Origin of the sequence: Pseudidiomarina homiensis (assembly GCF_003987225.1) — a bacterium.
Taxonomy (GTDB): domain Bacteria; phylum Pseudomonadota; class Gammaproteobacteria; order Enterobacterales; family Alteromonadaceae; genus Pseudidiomarina; species Pseudidiomarina homiensis.
In genome coordinates this window covers 144,982-159,211 of the sequence record NZ_PIPX01000002.1, presented here as the reverse complement: position 1 = coordinate 159,211, position 14,230 = coordinate 144,982, and the positions used below count along the sequence as shown (strand labels likewise).

Annotated in this window: 15 protein-coding genes; 6 read left to right on the top strand and 9 right to left on the bottom strand. The window is 50.3% G+C overall.

Going from position 1 to position 14,230, the window contains the following annotated elements; genetic code table 11:
* Positions 1 to 19: 19 nt before the first annotated feature.
* The 5 genes from CWI70_RS09870 to CWI70_RS09850 form a co-directional block, all read right to left on the bottom strand.
* On the bottom strand, positions 20 to 295 hold the full coding sequence (locus CWI70_RS09870; protein WP_126773248.1) for a Txe/YoeB family addiction module toxin: 276 nt from the start codon (positions 293 to 295) through the stop codon (positions 20 to 22).
* Positions 279 to 548: a type II toxin-antitoxin system Phd/YefM family antitoxin gene (locus CWI70_RS09865; protein WP_126773245.1), complete on the bottom strand. Its 270-nt coding sequence runs from the start codon at positions 546 to 548 to the stop codon at positions 279 to 281. The genes CWI70_RS09870 and CWI70_RS09865 overlap by 17 nt, the downstream gene beginning before the upstream one ends.
* Positions 549 to 627: 79 nt before the next feature.
* Entirely contained in the window at positions 628 to 1,749 is a 1,122-nt protein-coding gene (locus tag CWI70_RS09860) for a PepSY-associated TM helix domain-containing protein (protein ID WP_241967880.1), read from the bottom strand.
* 22 nt (positions 1,750 to 1,771) lie between these two features.
* Positions 1,772 to 3,913: a TonB-dependent siderophore receptor gene (locus CWI70_RS09855; RefSeq protein WP_241967889.1), complete on the bottom strand. Its 2,142-nt coding sequence runs from the start codon at positions 3,911 to 3,913 to the stop codon at positions 1,772 to 1,774.
* A 92-nt stretch (positions 3,914 to 4,005) separates the two neighbouring features.
* A complete protein-coding gene (locus tag CWI70_RS09850; protein ID WP_241967879.1) occupies positions 4,006 to 4,641 on the bottom strand; it encodes a LysE/ArgO family amino acid transporter in 636 nt (211 codons plus the stop codon).
* Positions 4,642 to 4,740: 99 nt separating this feature from the next.
* Between CWI70_RS09850 and CWI70_RS09845 the strand changes: the two genes are divergently transcribed.
* Positions 4,741 to 5,535 carry an SDR family oxidoreductase gene (locus CWI70_RS09845; RefSeq protein ID WP_126773237.1) on the top strand — a complete coding sequence of 265 codons (795 nt, stop codon included), beginning with the start codon at positions 4,741 to 4,743 and terminating at the stop codon, positions 5,533 to 5,535.
* A 9-nt stretch (positions 5,536 to 5,544) separates the two neighbouring features.
* On the opposite strand, the gene CWI70_RS09840 is transcribed toward CWI70_RS09845, so the two are convergent.
* Positions 5,545 to 6,240, bottom strand: coding sequence for a hypothetical protein (locus CWI70_RS09840; RefSeq protein ID WP_126773234.1), 696 nt, complete (start codon positions 6,238 to 6,240; stop codon positions 5,545 to 5,547).
* A gap of 157 nt (positions 6,241 to 6,397) precedes the next feature.
* The gene (locus CWI70_RS09835) at positions 6,398 to 8,266 is read right to left on the bottom strand and encodes a DUF885 domain-containing protein (protein WP_126773232.1); all 1,869 of its coding nucleotides are present in this window, start codon (positions 8,264 to 8,266) and stop codon (positions 6,398 to 6,400) included.
* Here CWI70_RS09835 and CWI70_RS09830 point away from each other — a divergent pair.
* Both CWI70_RS09830 and CWI70_RS09825 read left to right on the top strand, forming a co-directional pair.
* The gene (locus tag CWI70_RS09830; RefSeq protein ID WP_241967878.1) at positions 8,220 to 9,293 is read left to right on the top strand and encodes a putative RNA methyltransferase; all 1,074 of its coding nucleotides are present in this window, start codon (positions 8,220 to 8,222) and stop codon (positions 9,291 to 9,293) included. The two genes, CWI70_RS09835 and CWI70_RS09830, sit on opposite strands and share 47 nt — an antisense overlap.
* 103 nt (positions 9,294 to 9,396) lie before the next feature.
* Positions 9,397 to 10,470, top strand: coding sequence for a Fic family protein (locus CWI70_RS09825; protein WP_126773229.1), 1,074 nt, complete (start codon positions 9,397 to 9,399; stop codon positions 10,468 to 10,470).
* Here CWI70_RS09825 and CWI70_RS09820 read toward each other — a convergent pair.
* Positions 10,467 to 10,733 (bottom strand): hypothetical protein, encoded by a 267-nt coding sequence (locus tag CWI70_RS09820; RefSeq protein ID WP_126773226.1) that lies wholly within the window; start codon positions 10,731 to 10,733, stop codon positions 10,467 to 10,469. The genes CWI70_RS09825 and CWI70_RS09820 overlap by 4 nt on opposite strands.
* Positions 10,734 to 10,854: 121 nt before the next feature.
* On the opposite strand from CWI70_RS09820, the gene CWI70_RS09815 reads away from it, so the two are divergent.
* From CWI70_RS09815 to CWI70_RS09805, 3 genes are read left to right on the top strand one after another with little or no spacing between them, the layout of a single operon-like run.
* Positions 10,855 to 11,976, top strand: a complete 1,122-nt coding sequence (locus tag CWI70_RS09815; RefSeq protein WP_126773223.1) for a GGDEF domain-containing protein — start codon at positions 10,855 to 10,857, stop codon at positions 11,974 to 11,976.
* A gap of 47 nt (positions 11,977 to 12,023) precedes the next feature.
* On the top strand, positions 12,024 to 12,671 hold the full coding sequence (locus tag CWI70_RS09810; protein WP_126773221.1) for a hypothetical protein: 648 nt from the start codon (positions 12,024 to 12,026) through the stop codon (positions 12,669 to 12,671).
* On the top strand, positions 12,661 to 13,305 hold the full coding sequence (locus CWI70_RS09805) for a hypothetical protein (protein ID WP_126773218.1): 645 nt from the start codon (positions 12,661 to 12,663) through the stop codon (positions 13,303 to 13,305). Before CWI70_RS09810 ends, CWI70_RS09805 begins: the two co-directional genes overlap by 11 nt.
* Before the next feature lie 54 nt (positions 13,306 to 13,359).
* On the opposite strand, the gene CWI70_RS09800 is transcribed toward CWI70_RS09805, so the two are convergent.
* Positions 13,360 to 14,223: a YicC/YloC family endoribonuclease gene (locus CWI70_RS09800; protein ID WP_126773215.1), complete on the bottom strand. Its 864-nt coding sequence runs from the start codon at positions 14,221 to 14,223 to the stop codon at positions 13,360 to 13,362.
* Positions 14,224 to 14,230 lie beyond the last annotated feature (7 nt).

The following is a 14,230-nucleotide window of genomic DNA, read 5'->3' as shown; positions in this document are numbered from 1 at the left end:
GGTAATAAGCTTAATCAATTTATTTTTCATAATGATAGCGGCATTGCAATATAGTCAAATGCCCTTCTTCATAGTGATAAACTAAGCGGTGTTCCCGATCAATTCGCCGCGACCAAAAGCCTGATAAACTTCCTTTGAGGGGCTCCGGTTTACCTGTACCCTTAAAAGGAGTACGCATACATTCCTTGATCAGTTTATTAATGGCTTTACGCTTTTTCGGTTGCTGTTCCCATGACAAATAATCTTCCCAGCCATGAGACGTCCAGCTCAACAGGCAGTCATTCTTCTTTGTCATCGATCAGGCCCCGCTGCGAGGCCTTACCTTGCTTAAACTGCTCAATCGATTCGGCTAAACGTGAAGCGTTTACCGGAGAGCTTAGCAAATGAATGGTCTCTTCCATGCTGGTGAAATCTTCCAATGAGAGCATCACGACAGGACGCCCGCGCTGACTCGTAATGACGGTTGGAATATGATCCTCTGCCACCGACTCCATATACCCTTTCAGCGACGCACGAGCCTCGCTATAGGTAATTACTTTGACGGTCATAATACTGCCTCACTTTGTTGTAGAGCAACAATCATTGTACTTAACATTGTACAACCTGGCAAGTTATGACCGTCAATCTTCAGCGCCGCCGCGCGCGCTTGCTGCGTCGCTGCCACCAAATGTAGGTGCCAGTAATGGCTAACAATAAGGGTAGTACGCCGACAAAACTATACCAAATTTTCACGGCGAGACCGCCCCAGGTGCCAAAATGCAAACGACGAAAAGCGTCGAGGGTTTTCATGCCTACGCTCTGCTCGTTCAGGTTATAGGTACTTAGGTAATCACCGCTGAAGGCGTCATAGTTCGACACGCTGCCGTAGTTACTCAGCAACGGATTCGCAGTTGGCGCGCGGCCAAAGACGGTGAACGGTAGCTCAGGTTCGTAGGGGAACAGCAAGTACGTGGGCTTGAAGCCATCGATGCGTTCACGGCTATCCGCTACCAGCGCATCAATGTTCACCTCGTCGCTGTACAAACGCTCGGTCATGATGTGATGCGCTTTGCCGCCGCCATGCTCGGTCCACTCTTCATAAAAAATCAGGCCGTTGTAGTACACGCCGGTAATGCCCAGCACCAGCAGTACCGGTGACGCGAACGTACCCGCCATTTTGTGCAGGTCACTGAATACCACCAGCATACGCTGATTCCAACGCAAGGTGAAAAAGCGCGCCCAAAAACGGCGATACATAATCAAGCCCGACACGCCCATAAACAACAGAAACAGCCCAAGGGTTAAGCCGATCAGTAAGCCCAAATGCTCGGTGGCAAAACTAAAATCGAGCCCTTCAAGGTCGTTCAGTAGCAAGGTGTAATGCAACTCTACCAGCCAATCGGTCAGGTAATGGCTCGGTTCCGTGGGTTGGCTTTGCAGCTCACCGGTGTACGGATTCAAATGCACCTTGTGCCAAATGTCGGTGCCTTCTTTGATGACGAACACGCGGTCGGCTTCGTCGTGCCCAGCTGGGAAGATTTCCCAACTACCGATTTCGTAGGCGGGTAGTTGTTCGTTGACGCTAGCTTTCAAGGTGTCGAGTGGCAAGCGGGGTGCGTCGGACGGCGCTAAAGTTGCCACCTTAGGTAGCAAGACGCTGTCGATTTCTTTTTTGAAAATAAGAATACTTCCGGTCAGGCAAATAAGCAGAAAGGGGATCATAAAAATGATCCCCAGCCAGCCATGCCACTTATGCAGTGTTTTTCGCATGCTCATTTTTGTTTATAAGCCCTTAAAACGCGTACGTTAGATTAGCTGAATAATTACGCTCAGCGCCGTAGTAGCCTTGTGCCCACAATAGGCTGTTCAAGTACTTTTCATCGGTAACGTTGTTAGCATTTACGCTAACGGTTACGGCGTCAGTGAGCTGGTAGCTGGCCATCAGATTTAGCCGACCATAGGCTTCTTGTGTGGTGACAATTGCTTCGCCTGCGTTGGCGTACACATCACTAACGGTCCCCTGCATACGTGAGATTTTGTCTTGCCAGATGTAGGTGGCGCCAAGTTTCAGCTTATCCAAGCTGGCAGGGCGATAGGTCAAAGAACTACGGAATAGGTTTTCTGGGGTGTAGTTCTCGACCAGTTGGTCACCTTCAATAGCGAACGAGGTCAAAGCGACGTTGCCTTGTAATCCAGGGAGAATTTCGCCAGCGAGCTCAACCTCGAAACCTTTGCTTTCAATACCGTCAACGGCGCGGTAGACCGGCTCTGGCACGCCGGTTGCTGGGTTCACTACATCACCTGCGCCCACGCCTAAGTTCTCTTGCTGCACATTAAAGTAGGCGGCGGATAACAGCGCTCCGCCATTGAACAAATCAGCTTTGAAACCCACTTCGCTGTTCTTGCCGGTTAGGGCTGGCAAACGCTCGAAGTTTTCGTCACGCAGGTTTTGCGCCATGAAAGTTTCGGTGTACGAACCATACACGGTTAGGGCGTCAGTCACGGCATAGGTTAGGCCGAAATACGGCACGAATTCGCTTTCGTCGCGCGAATTGTCCACCCCGTAACCCATGCCCTCAGTTTCAAAGCTGTTGTACCGACCACCAGCAAGCACTTTAAAGTCGTCAGTTACTGAGAAGCGACCTTGTAGGTACACCGCTTTTTGCGTGTTCTCGATATCACTGCCGGCTAAACCATCGGTGAACTCAGGGAATGGCGTATTACCGTTCCAGTCTTCGAGCGCTGGCATGGCGGGAAAGCCGTTGCCGGTGTGGAAGTCGTACAAGCTGGTGTCGATGTAGTCCAAACGCGAATAGTTAGCGCCCACTACCAGTTGATGGTCTTGGCCGAAAGCACGGAAGCTGCCACTAACATAGGCATCAAACGTATCTTGTTTGTCGTCCAAGTCGTATTCACTGCCGTAGCCAACTAAGCCCAACCCAGTTTCTGGATCAAGACCCGTAGCAGGGTCTGCCAAGTAAGTGTAGAACAGATGACTATCTTCGTCGGTACGCACGCGATTGTAGGCCATGCGCAGATTCCAACGGTCGCTCAATGCTGTTTCAAGGTCAATGAAACTGCGGCTTTCTTGGACGTTCCACTCCGACCAATCGGCGGCGATGTTAGTGCTGCGATCAAAGTTCGTTGGCGTGCCGTCACCGTAATAAAGCGTTAGGGCGCCCCACAAGTTGCCGTCGGTTTCGCTGTTGGTCTCGCTGTGACCGAAGGTGATCAAGGTGTTGTTGGTTGGCGCATAATCCGCAACGGCATAAAAGACTTGGCTCTCGTTGGCATAACGATCGAGATGCGATTCGCGGTCATCGGCGACGACGACAGTCCGCACGCGGAAGGCATCATTCACGACCGCAGAGTAATCGGCTTCAAGACGTTTGGTGTTCCACGAGCCAATGGTGGCACTCACGTAACCTTGGTTTTCACTTTTTGGCCGCTTACGCACCAAGTTGACCGTCGCTGACGGGCTACCGACACCGGTCATAATGCCGTTCGCGCCATGTACCACTTCGATGCGCTCATACAAAGCCGCGTCGACGCGCCCGTGGGTGTTGTCATTGATTAGCGGTAGCCCTAAGCCGTCAACTTGGAAATTGTTCACTGCGAAACCACGCGAAGTGTAATAAGTACGGTCACTTTCAACTTGCTCGACGTTAATTGTCGCAGAGTTTTCTAGGGCACTGTTGAGGTCATGCAAGGCAAAGTCTTTCAGTTTTTCTGCACTGATCACCGTCACAGTTTGCGGAGTTTCTTTGATGCTGATATCCAGCTTGGACGCGGATTCCTGTTCTTTCGATAAATAGCCACTTTGCTGCTCGCCTTTAATTTCTAGGCGCTCCATGGCTTCCATGGTTTGCATTTCAGCAGCAAAAGCTTGTGGGGCAAGCGCAAGGCTCACAGCTACGGCAACACGAGACAGCATTTTCACAACAAGATCCTCTTCGGCATCGTTAAAATCAAGATGCCGGCGATCTTAATGCAAATGCGAATGGTTCGCAATACCGTTTTTAAAGTTTATAACCATGCTTGCGCAGCGTCGTAGAGTAGTTTTGCGGCTATCAAGTACATGAGCAGGCCTATCAAGGTGTTGATGACGCGCCAAGCTTTAGGCTTGTTGAGCACGCCCGAGAGCTTTTTTGCCACAAACATGAGGCTGTAGAACCAGGTGGCTGAAGCCAGTAGGGCACCAGAGACAAACCAAGGGCGTAAGCTGTCCTCGAGGCTGGCGGTAACGCCACCGACCAGTACGACGGTGTCGATGTACACATGCGGGTTCAAAAAGGTCATAGCAAAGGCCATGCCGAGCGTGGCTTTTAAGCTGGTTTTGGCGGTGTCGTCGTCGGTAACACTTAGTTTGCTGTCACCCACGCGCGCCGCTTTCAAGGCGTTGGTGCCGTACCACAGCAAAAATAACGAACCGGCAACACTCAGCAGCAAACCCCAAATGCTTTCCAGCGCAAATAGCGCGCCAACACCGAACACGCCCGCACCGATCAAAAGAATATCACCGACAAAGCAGACGGTGGCTGCGGCAAACGGATGGTTTTGCGTTAAGCCGGTTTTCAGCAAAAAGGCATTCTGGCTGCCGATGGCCACAATCAGGCCGCCGGAAATCACCGCGCCCATAAAAAACGTGCTTAACAACTCCACTCCGCGCCCCCTTACGTTGACCTTTTTCCGAAACCCTGATGATAATGGAACCCAACAGCTAATTCATTCTTATGGCGGACTTTTTATGGTGGACCTCTTATGACGGCAGCGCCTGCGATCTTTATTTCTGGTGCAGCAGCAGGCATCGGCAAAGCAACGGCGCTGAAGTTTCTGGCTGAAGGTTGGTGTGTCGGCGCTTATGATGTTGACCGTGAGGGATTAGCGGCACTCGCAACAGAGCTTAACGAAGAACAGCGCACGCGGCTCGTCACTGGCGAGTTAGATGTCACTAATAACGAGAGCTGGCAACAGGCACTTACCGACTTTACCTCGCATACCGACGGTAAGCTCAATCTTCTCTTCAACAATGCCGGAATTTTATGTTCGGGGCCGTTCGCCGATAACACTTTAGAAAGTCAGCAGAAGCTCATTGATGTCAACGTACAAGGCGTGCTCGCGGGCAGCTACCTCGCCTTACCCTACCTAAAGCAAGCGGCAACGAGTGAGCACGGCGCGCGAGTCATTAATATGAGTTCCGCGAGTGCAATCTATGGGCAGCCCTCATTGGCAGTGTATTCAACGAGCAAGTTTGCCGTGCGCGGCATCACCGAAGCGCTAGATCTTGAATGGGCGCCGCATAGCGTGAAGGTCATGGATGTGATGCCGTTGTTCGTGCGCACCCGTATGGTCACCAACATGGATGCTGGCAGCGTGAAACGCTTGGGCGTACGCTTAACACCAGAAGACATTGCCGCCACGGTCTACAAAATGGCGCACTACCGCGGCAGCCGCGTGCACTGGCCAGTGGGATTGCAAACCAAGCTGATGTTGGGCGCCAGCAAGCTCTCGCCGAACTGGCTGAAGCGCCTGACGAATCGCTGGCTGACGCGTTAACTGTTAACGTTAATGATTGCCAACATTTTCGGTGGAAACACTACCTGAACCGTCATCGATAATGTCCAGATCACCTGCATTGCGGACGGTGATGCTACCCGAGCCGTCGTCGATGGTCACTTTGCCGGCGACATCGTTGATATAGATACTGCCCGAGCCATCATCGACCATTATGTCACCTTGCACGTCACGAACATCGATGCTTCCAGAACCGTCGTCAATATCGAGATCGCCGCCGATATCCCTCACTTCAAGGCTGCCTGAGCCATCATGAATAGCAACGTCAGCGTCGATGCCGCTAATGCTGATCGAACCCGAGCCGTCATTCACGTCGAGCGCCATCGCTTCGGGCATGTACACCGTTAAATTAATATGCGGACTCGAGTCGCTCCAGCCGCTGCGCGATGCATCGGCCACTAATTCGGCTTGGTCACCGTCTTGCGTCAACGACAACTCAATCTCATCTTTTTCGTTGTAGTAAACCTCGGCAACGACATCGATGACGCTGCGACCTTGTTCACCAACCACCTCAAGACTTCCCGCACCCGCGTCGATTTCGAATCGCGTTAAATCGGCTGCAGCCAGGCTCAGCTCACGCGTCTCATGCTTAAGGTCGTCGTCACCCCAGCCACCTGAACCATTGGCATACACGACACAACCCGTTAATAAACTTGCTGCCGCGACGGCAATAACTGTTAGTTTCATTGTTTAGCTTCCTATTGCTTCTTGTTATCGACAGTTTAGACGCATTTCGCTTAGACGGGGTTTACATGGGCAAAAAAATTGCCGCACAGGTTCTACAACGCTGTGCGGCAATGAGGGAGCAAGCTGCGCACTTCGACGAGGTCGCGCGCAGCGGCTTTTAGCTCTGCTTCGAAGCAATATACTCGTCCACAAATTGCTCAAGAATGTTCAGCGGTACTGGACCATTGGCCAAGATCACGTCATGGAATTCACGAATATCGAATTGCTCGCCAAGGGCTTCTTTGGCTTTCGCACGAAGTTCCAAGATCTTGTTCATGCCGATTTTGTAAGCGGTGGCTTGGCCTGGCATGACAATGTGACGTTCAACCATTTTCACCGCGTCAGCGCGAGCGTTTGGTGTGTTGTTCACGTAATACTCGATACCTTCTTCACGCGTCCATTTCTTCGAGTGGATACCGGTATCGACCACCAAACGGCAAGCACGCCACAGTTCCATCGCTAAGCGGCCAAAGTCTGAGTACGGGTCTTGGTAGAAGCCGATTTCTTTTGGCAACTTCTCTGTGTACAAGCCCCAGCCTTCAGAGTACGCCGTCACACGACCGAACTTACGGAAGTTAGGTACGTTTTCCAGCTCTTGTTGAATGGCAATTTGCATGTGGTGACCCGGAATACCTTCGTGGTAAGCCAAAGCTTCCATTTGGTACGTCGGCATCGACGCCATATCGTACAAGTTGGCGTAGTAAGTACCTGGGCGCGTGCCATCCATTGACGGTTGCTGATAGAACGCTTTACCTGCTGACTTTTCGCGGAACGGTTCAACCGCTTTCACGATCATGTCTGCTTTTGGCTTGGTTAAGAACAGTTCGTCTAAACGGCCACGCATCACATCGATGATTTCTTTCGCTTCGCTTAGGTAGCGCGCACGACCTTCTTCGGTATCAGGATAGATAAAGTCTTCGTTATTACGCATATGCACGAAGAACTCTTGCAAGGTGCCGTCAAAGCCGACTTTGTTCATGATCACGCGCATTTCGTCATGAATACGAGCCACTTCGCTTAAGCCAATTTCGTGGATTTCGTTGGCGGTTAAATCAGTAGTTGTGGTGCGTTGTAGCGCATTGTTGTAGAACGCTTCGCCGTCAGGGAATTTCCACGCACCGTCTTTGGTGTTGGCTTGCGCTTCAAGATCTTCGACCACGCTAATAAGGTTCTCGTAAGCAGGTTTCACCGACTCCAACATCGCCGTTTGAGCTTGGCTCACCAGTTCATTGTACTGGCTTTCATCGATGTCGAGATTTTCCAGTTTGCCAGTGAAGTCATCCCACAATGCGCTGGCGTCACCGTCATCAAATGGCGCACCGGTAATAATGTTTTTGCTGTCACTGATCACGTACGGATAGACAAATTTCGGCGCAATAATGCCTTTTTCGGCCCGCAACTTAAGGTTTTCACCAAGTTGGTCAAACAACTCTGGCAAGCCGTTCAGACGCGCAATGTAGTCTTCGGCATCTTTCACTTCTTCAATGCCGTGTTGGTTGATCAGCAATGCCGCGACACTGGAGTGCATGCCGAACATTTGGTTCACAGGGTAGTTGTAGTGACGCCATTTGTAGTCGGCAATGCCTTCTTCAAGCTCTTGCTTCATGAGTTTCCAGCTTAACCGAGTTTGCTCATTGAGTTGCGCTGGATCAATCGCTTCCACTTGCGCTAAATGCTCTTTCGCCATGGCAAGGCCTTCAGCATCATGCTGCTCAGACAAATCATCCCACTTGTCTTGATTGTCTTTGATGCCCAAACGGGTTTGGAACATCGGGCTGCGCATAACATTCGCCATGAAGATTTCTTCAAACAGCTGGTTCGCTTTTTCTGACTCAGCAGCAATGACTTCAGCGCTGTAGTTTTCTGGAGCTGTTTGGGCTTGTGCGTTTGGTGACTGGTTCTCTGCTTCGGTGGTGCGCGGTGCTTCTGAACAAGCACTCATGAATAACGCCAGCGATACGGCCGCTGCGACTTTGGCTTTGTACATTTTGACTTCCTCTGGTTCTTATAGTGTTTTCATTGTACTTGCATTGCTGCGAGGTGCGAGCCCGTTTATCAGCTCATTTGCTGCGTTTGTCGCAATCGGCTCATGCTGTGCGCCGAATAAGCTCTCGATTCGACTCACATTTGCGGCGGAATTGCCTTACACTAGCGCCATGACGATTTCGCAAGATAAGAGCACCGTGATTCGACCTTTTCCCCATCTTTGTTGCCCGCTGGACGGCGCGGGTTTAACACTGAACGACAAAACCTGGCGCTGTGAACATGGCCATAGCTTCGATGTCGCGAAGCAAGGCTATGTAAATTTGCTACCGGTGCAGAAGAAGCGCTCGAAAGACCCGGGCGATAGCAAAGCAATGGTACAGGCTCGTGCACGCTTTTTAGCCGAAGGTTTTTATGCGCCTTTGGCTGAAGCTTTAGCGGCGGCGGTGTTGACGCAACCCGTCGGAGCATTGCTTGATGCCGGCTGCGGTGAAGGTTACTACCTGCGCCACGTGCTTGATGCGGCCAATGCCCGCGATGTGGCCTGTAAAGCGGCCGCGTTAGATATTTCCAAATGGGCCGTGCAAGCCGCCGCCAAGCGCGATCCTCGCGTGTCGTGGTTAGTCGCGTCGAATAGCAGTATTCCGGTCCCCGATCACAGTATCGACACCTTATTGTGCGTATTTGGATTTCCGGTCGAAAGCGAGTTTAGCCGCGTGCTTAGTGCTGACGGTCGGCTCATTATGGTCGACCCCGCACCGAGTCACTTGCATCAGCTTAAGCAGGTGATTTACGACGAGGTGAAGGAAAAGCCTTCAAATTTACCGGTATCCGACACCTGGACACTGGTCTCTGAAGAGCGCGTCACGTTTGGCGTCGAACTACCTTCTCGTGAACTGATTCACGATTTGCTAGCCATGACGCCACACTTGTACCGCGCTTCAAGCGCTGGTCGCGCCCGCGCCGAAGCGTTGACGTCGCTCACGGTCACCGTTGATATTTGGCTGCGAGCGTTTACGCCTAATGTATAATTTTCCCCATTTTCTATACATATAGTGATTTTCATCTATACTTAATTCTATTCTTTATATATTTGATTCTGCACAAGTCTAAAAGACAAGGATTTCTATACAGATGACACCTTCAAAACTCCCTCTCCACGATATCGAGCGCTGGGAAACACGCAGAGTACTAAAGAAGGCTGCCGAAGCTCACCGCTATCTCGCTGAGCTTAAGGGTATTGCGGCCAGCATTCCAAACGAAGCGATACTCATCAATACCTTATCGCTGCAGGAAGCTAAGGACAGCTCCGAAGTCGAAAATATCGTGACAACCCACGACGAACTTTATAAAGCTAACCTCTTCGAAGATGCGATGGTTAACCCTGCCACAAAAGAGGTTCAAGACTATGCTATTGCCCTCAAACAAGCATTCGCAGCGGTTCGTCAGACTAAAACCATTCGACTTCACGATATTTTGGCTGTACAGAAACGGCTCGAACACAATAATGCAGGCCTACGTAAGTTGCCTGGCACTGAGCTCAAGAACGTAACCACAGGAGAGGTTGTTTATACACCACCACAGAGTGCTAACGATGTTGCGTCTTTGATGGATAACCTGGTTCATTACATTAACGATGATGACCTTTGTGACGCTGATCCGCTAGTCAAGATGGCAATTATTCACCATCAATTCGAAAGCATACATCCGTTTTACGATGGCAACGGACGTACTGGACGCATCATCAACATTTTGTACCTTGTTGCCAAAGATTTGCTAAATCTACCCGTCTTATATTTGAGCCGTTATGTGACGCGCCGCAAAGCCGATTACTATAAACAATTACAGGATGTTCGGGATACAGGAAACTGGGAGCCTTGGCTACTATTTGTACTTGATGGCGTCGTAGATACCGCTCGAAATACCATTCGCTTAATTGCGGACATAAAAGTTCTAATGGCTGACGTAAAACATCGCATGCGCGATCAATTACCAAAAATCTATCGCCAAGATTTACTTAATAACCTGTTTCACCATCCCTATACGAAAATTGATTTTGTGATTGAAGAACTAGGCGTTACTCGGATCACAGCGACTAAATATCTGGATCAGCTTGTCGAACATGGCTTTTTAGAAAAGCAACGCATCGGCCGAGCAAATTATTATATAAACAGCCCATTATATGAGCTTTTGATTAGACGGGCTTAACCCTCAGGACGCAAGTCACCGTGCAAGAATTTCACCACAAATACCACCTTGCCATAGGTTTCAAATGACCATTTGATGCAGTCGTTGAGTGCCCGCATTACCGCATCGTAGTCGCCAAACACCTGCGTGCTTAGTGTGTTCGTGATCACTTTCACATCGTCGTGAGCACTTAATTGCGCGTTGAGCTTTTCGATAAAACCTTTGATAGGTTCAATGTAATTATCGGCTAAAGGATACTTACTAATATCGATAGTTAATTTCATGGGTTCGTTACCTCATTAAGTTCTGGGTCGAGTAGGTTTTCATTGCGCAAAAATAGAATTAAGATGGCTCACGAGTATTGTACTCGCTGAATACTATTTTTTGAGGACCCGATTCGTTCACATGGATATTATCACTATTATTGTCCTCACGGGCCTGACCAATTTCACCTTTGGCTTTTACAGTTGGCAGCAGATCAGCAACCCTGAATCTCACTATGCTTGTAAAGCCTTCGCGCTTGCGCAGCTGATTAAAGCCGTCTCATTTATTCTTTATGCCATTGCCTTGTATCAGGGCCACGACCATCTACGCCTGATTGCAAACTTATTGATTTTTATCGGCTGCTGGGCTGAGGTCCGCTCCTATAATCAGTTGGCCTCTGCTGGCCTAAAGAGTGGCTTTTTATGGGCCGGTGCCATCGTTTCATGTAGTGTTTTCACCTGGTTCCATTTCACCAGCGGCGATGGCCCTAATAACACCATGATCGTGACCTCATCCGTGTTATTGGTGTTGCCGTTTAGCGCTAGCGTTTATGCGCTTTACCAACTGCTGAAACAGCATCCTGCGAGCGTATTCCCGCGCGTGCTGTTGATCGTCAACGCCATGATTGGGCTGTTCTGCCTCATTCGGGCGCCGCTCGCCGCTAGCGATGCAGCGTTTATTATGACGCGGCCGATGCTAGTCAATCAGGCCTTTATGTTTGCGACATTTATTCTTGGCTTAGGTAACGGCATCGGGTTTATCGGTTTCTTGAAAGAGCGCTCTGATGAACGACTGCGTGTGCGCGCCAATATTGATTACCTGACCGGCATCTACAACCGACACTATTTTGAGCAACTTGCCGAGGCACGCATTCAGACAGGTGAGGACTTCACCCTGTACTTTCTCGACATCGACAAGTTCAAAGCCGTTAACGACCGCTATGGGCATGCCACTGGTGACGAAGTGCTACGTTTATTTGGCAAACTCTTGCGTGACCAGCAAGAGCGTCATAATGGCCTCGTTGGCCGCCTCGGTGGCGAAGAGTTCGGTATTTTATTGCAAGGCCACAACAGCGCCAGCCACGACGCCATCATTCAGCAACTGCGGCAAGATTTTGCCGACTTAACCGACAACAAACTCGGCCAGCCCATGTCGTTCAGCCTCGGCGCCTGCTCCTCGTGCGACGCAAGCTCCCTGCACGACATCATGCACAACGCCGACCTGCTGCTCTACGACGCCAAACACCAACTTGGTAGCCGGTAGTTCTACTACGGGCCAAACCCGAACGATAACAACTAAGAACCCCCATAATGACCCTAGAAGATCCCCATTTATTAAATGCTTTTGACAAACTCTGCCATGACTACAAAGCCAATATGATGCGCTTTCGCCCATGTAAACCTGGTGGGGAAATGTTGGAAGCTAATTTAGTTTTCAGCTTTATCATGGCCTTTAAAGAGCTTTATCCAGACGCTTTTTGGGCTGTTGAAGTTCCTTTCGAAAGCACTGAAACGAACTCGCACAACAATCACCTTGATGCACTCATTTTTATCGATGGCACGCTCTATCTGATAGAAGCTAAGCGTGATTATGCGACCCAAGACCAGCTCAACTTAATGCGAGATGATCTTGCACGTATTGAGTCGCCCCGTCTAGCAACGTCCCTGCAAAAGATGATCCATAGAGACGTCTACGACAACCCGCTAAGCGAAGTAGACAAAGTCATCGGCGTGTTACTGGCGGATACCTGGCAAAACTCGAATCGAAACGCATGGCGTTCAGGTGTCTATAACGGTGAAACACAGGACTGGCTCCCCAAACATCGCACCATGAGTGATTTAGGCATTTATGCTCAAGGCGCCAGAACGCCTTACACACTTATGGCGGCGCACACCGACAACTTAACTCAGTCACTTGAAACCATCCGAGGTATCCGAGGTAAGAACGTTGAGCATTAACACTAGCGATGTTTACGATGACTTTATTGCGGTGATGGAAGGCAAAGCGCTACCGAACCTCAAATCAACGTTTCAAAACGTTATCACTTCACTTAAAGCAGCTCGGCTACCGTTTTGGCTTTGTGGTGAGTTTTGTTATTTCGATTATATCGAACCAAGAATGTCTTCAGAGTTTGATCTGCTGGTCTGTAGTTCCGAAGAATCGCTCATTCATGCGATGCCTTGGCTGACCTATGACGAGCAACTCGACTGTTACAGTCACTCCAGTCATTACGATAGCCAGTGGCCCTATACCTTTCGCATTTTTAGATGTGACGCTGATAGCGAACTGATACCTGAAAAGGCCGACGTAACCACCGCATTTGGGCTCTCAGGTTTGCCACTCTTACCTATCGATAACTGGGTGCTACACGAGAAAATGCGCTTAGATACCAATTTAACGGGAAGCGAGCACTCGTTACTTCGCGCTTACTTTGGCGCCATCTTTGAAAAGGGAATCACGCTATCCGAGAGCTCCACGAAAACGATTATGGATGAGCTCAACTTGAGCTACGAAGATGATAGCATAGCGCAATTCCGCTCAGGCCTTAGTTGGGCCGAGGTGCAAGCCTTGAAGTTAAAGAACCGAGGCTGAATTTGCGGGGGGTTGGGGTTGTACCCGCACTAGAAGTGCGGGCTACTTTGTTTGTCATTCGATGTTTTGGATCTGCTCGCGCATCTGTTCGATCAGCACCTTCAGTTCAACGGCGGCGTTGGTGATGTCGGTGTTGATGGACTTGGAGCCGAGGGTGTTCGCTTCGCGGTTGAACTCTTGCATCATGAAGTCGAGGCGACGGCCGCAGGCACCGCCTTTGCGCAGGATTTTGCGGGTTTCGACAACGTGGGTGTCGAGGCGGTCGAGTTCTTCGGCGACGTCGGTTTTTTGCGCCAGCATGACCATTTCTGATTCTAGGCGCTGAGGGTCGAGTTCGACTTTTGCATCGGCTAAGCGAGTGAGTAAGCGCTCACGTTGCCACTCGAGCACTTCTGGCATGCGCTTGCGTACTACCGATACTTGTTCTGACACGCCTTCCAAGCGCTCTTCAATCAAGCGCTCCAAGGCTTTACCTTCGCTCTGACGATTGCCAACAAACTCGGCAACGGCCGCATCAAAAGCGGCAACGACATCATTCTGCATGGCGTCCATGTCGGCTTCGTCTTGGGCAACAACGCCTGGCCAACGTAAAACATCAATAGGGTTTAAGTAAGACGATGCACTCTGATTCGCAATCCAGTTCGCACTTGAAATCACGCTCTTCGCCAACTCTTCATTCAGTTGTAACGCACCTTCGGCTTGCTCATTGAAGCTCACGCGCAGATTTGATTCGACTTTACCGCGCTGCAGTTGCTTGCGCAGCTTTTCGCGTAGCATGTTCTCCATGCCACGGAACTGCTCCGGCATACGGAAGTAGGTTTCTAAAAAGCGCTGATTTACCGAACGCAGTTCCCACGTCACGGTGCCCCACTCGGCTTTGTGTTCGTGGCGCGCGTAACCGGTCATACTCTGAATCATAATAGTG

What these genes read in the sequence shown, in the direction of transcription:
- CWI70_RS09870 (WP_126773248.1), bottom strand. Translation starts at nt 295, where the DNA reads ATGACAAAGAAGAATGACTGCCTGTTGAGCTGGACGTCTCATGGCTGG.
- CWI70_RS09865 (WP_126773245.1), bottom strand. Translation starts at nt 548, where the DNA reads ATGACCGTCAAAGTAATTACCTATAGCGAGGCTCGTGCGTCGCTGAAA.
- CWI70_RS09860 (WP_241967880.1), bottom strand. Translation starts at nt 1,749, where the DNA reads ATGCGAAAAACACTGCATAAGTGGCATGGCTGGCTGGGGATCATTTTT.
- CWI70_RS09855 (WP_241967889.1), bottom strand. Translation starts at nt 3,913, where the DNA reads ATGCTGTCTCGTGTTGCCGTAGCTGTGAGCCTTGCGCTTGCCCCACAA.
- CWI70_RS09845 (WP_126773237.1), top strand. Translation starts at nt 4,741, where the DNA reads ATGACGGCAGCGCCTGCGATCTTTATTTCTGGTGCAGCAGCAGGCATC.
- CWI70_RS09840 (WP_126773234.1), bottom strand. Translation starts at nt 6,240, where the DNA reads ATGAAACTAACAGTTATTGCCGTCGCGGCAGCAAGTTTATTAACGGGT.
- CWI70_RS09830 (WP_241967878.1), top strand. Translation starts at nt 8,220, where the DNA reads ATGAATAACGCCAGCGATACGGCCGCTGCGACTTTGGCTTTGTACATT.
- CWI70_RS09835 (WP_126773232.1), bottom strand. Translation starts at nt 8,266, where the DNA reads ATGTACAAAGCCAAAGTCGCAGCGGCCGTATCGCTGGCGTTATTCATG.
- CWI70_RS09825 (WP_126773229.1), top strand. Translation starts at nt 9,397, where the DNA reads ATGACACCTTCAAAACTCCCTCTCCACGATATCGAGCGCTGGGAAACA.
- CWI70_RS09820 (WP_126773226.1), bottom strand. Translation starts at nt 10,733, where the DNA reads ATGAAATTAACTATCGATATTAGTAAGTATCCTTTAGCCGATAATTAC.
- CWI70_RS09815 (WP_126773223.1), top strand. Translation starts at nt 10,855, where the DNA reads ATGGATATTATCACTATTATTGTCCTCACGGGCCTGACCAATTTCACC.
- CWI70_RS09810 (WP_126773221.1), top strand. Translation starts at nt 12,024, where the DNA reads ATGACCCTAGAAGATCCCCATTTATTAAATGCTTTTGACAAACTCTGC.
- CWI70_RS09800 (WP_126773215.1), bottom strand. Translation starts at nt 14,223, where the DNA reads ATGATTCAGAGTATGACCGGTTACGCGCGCCACGAACACAAAGCCGAG.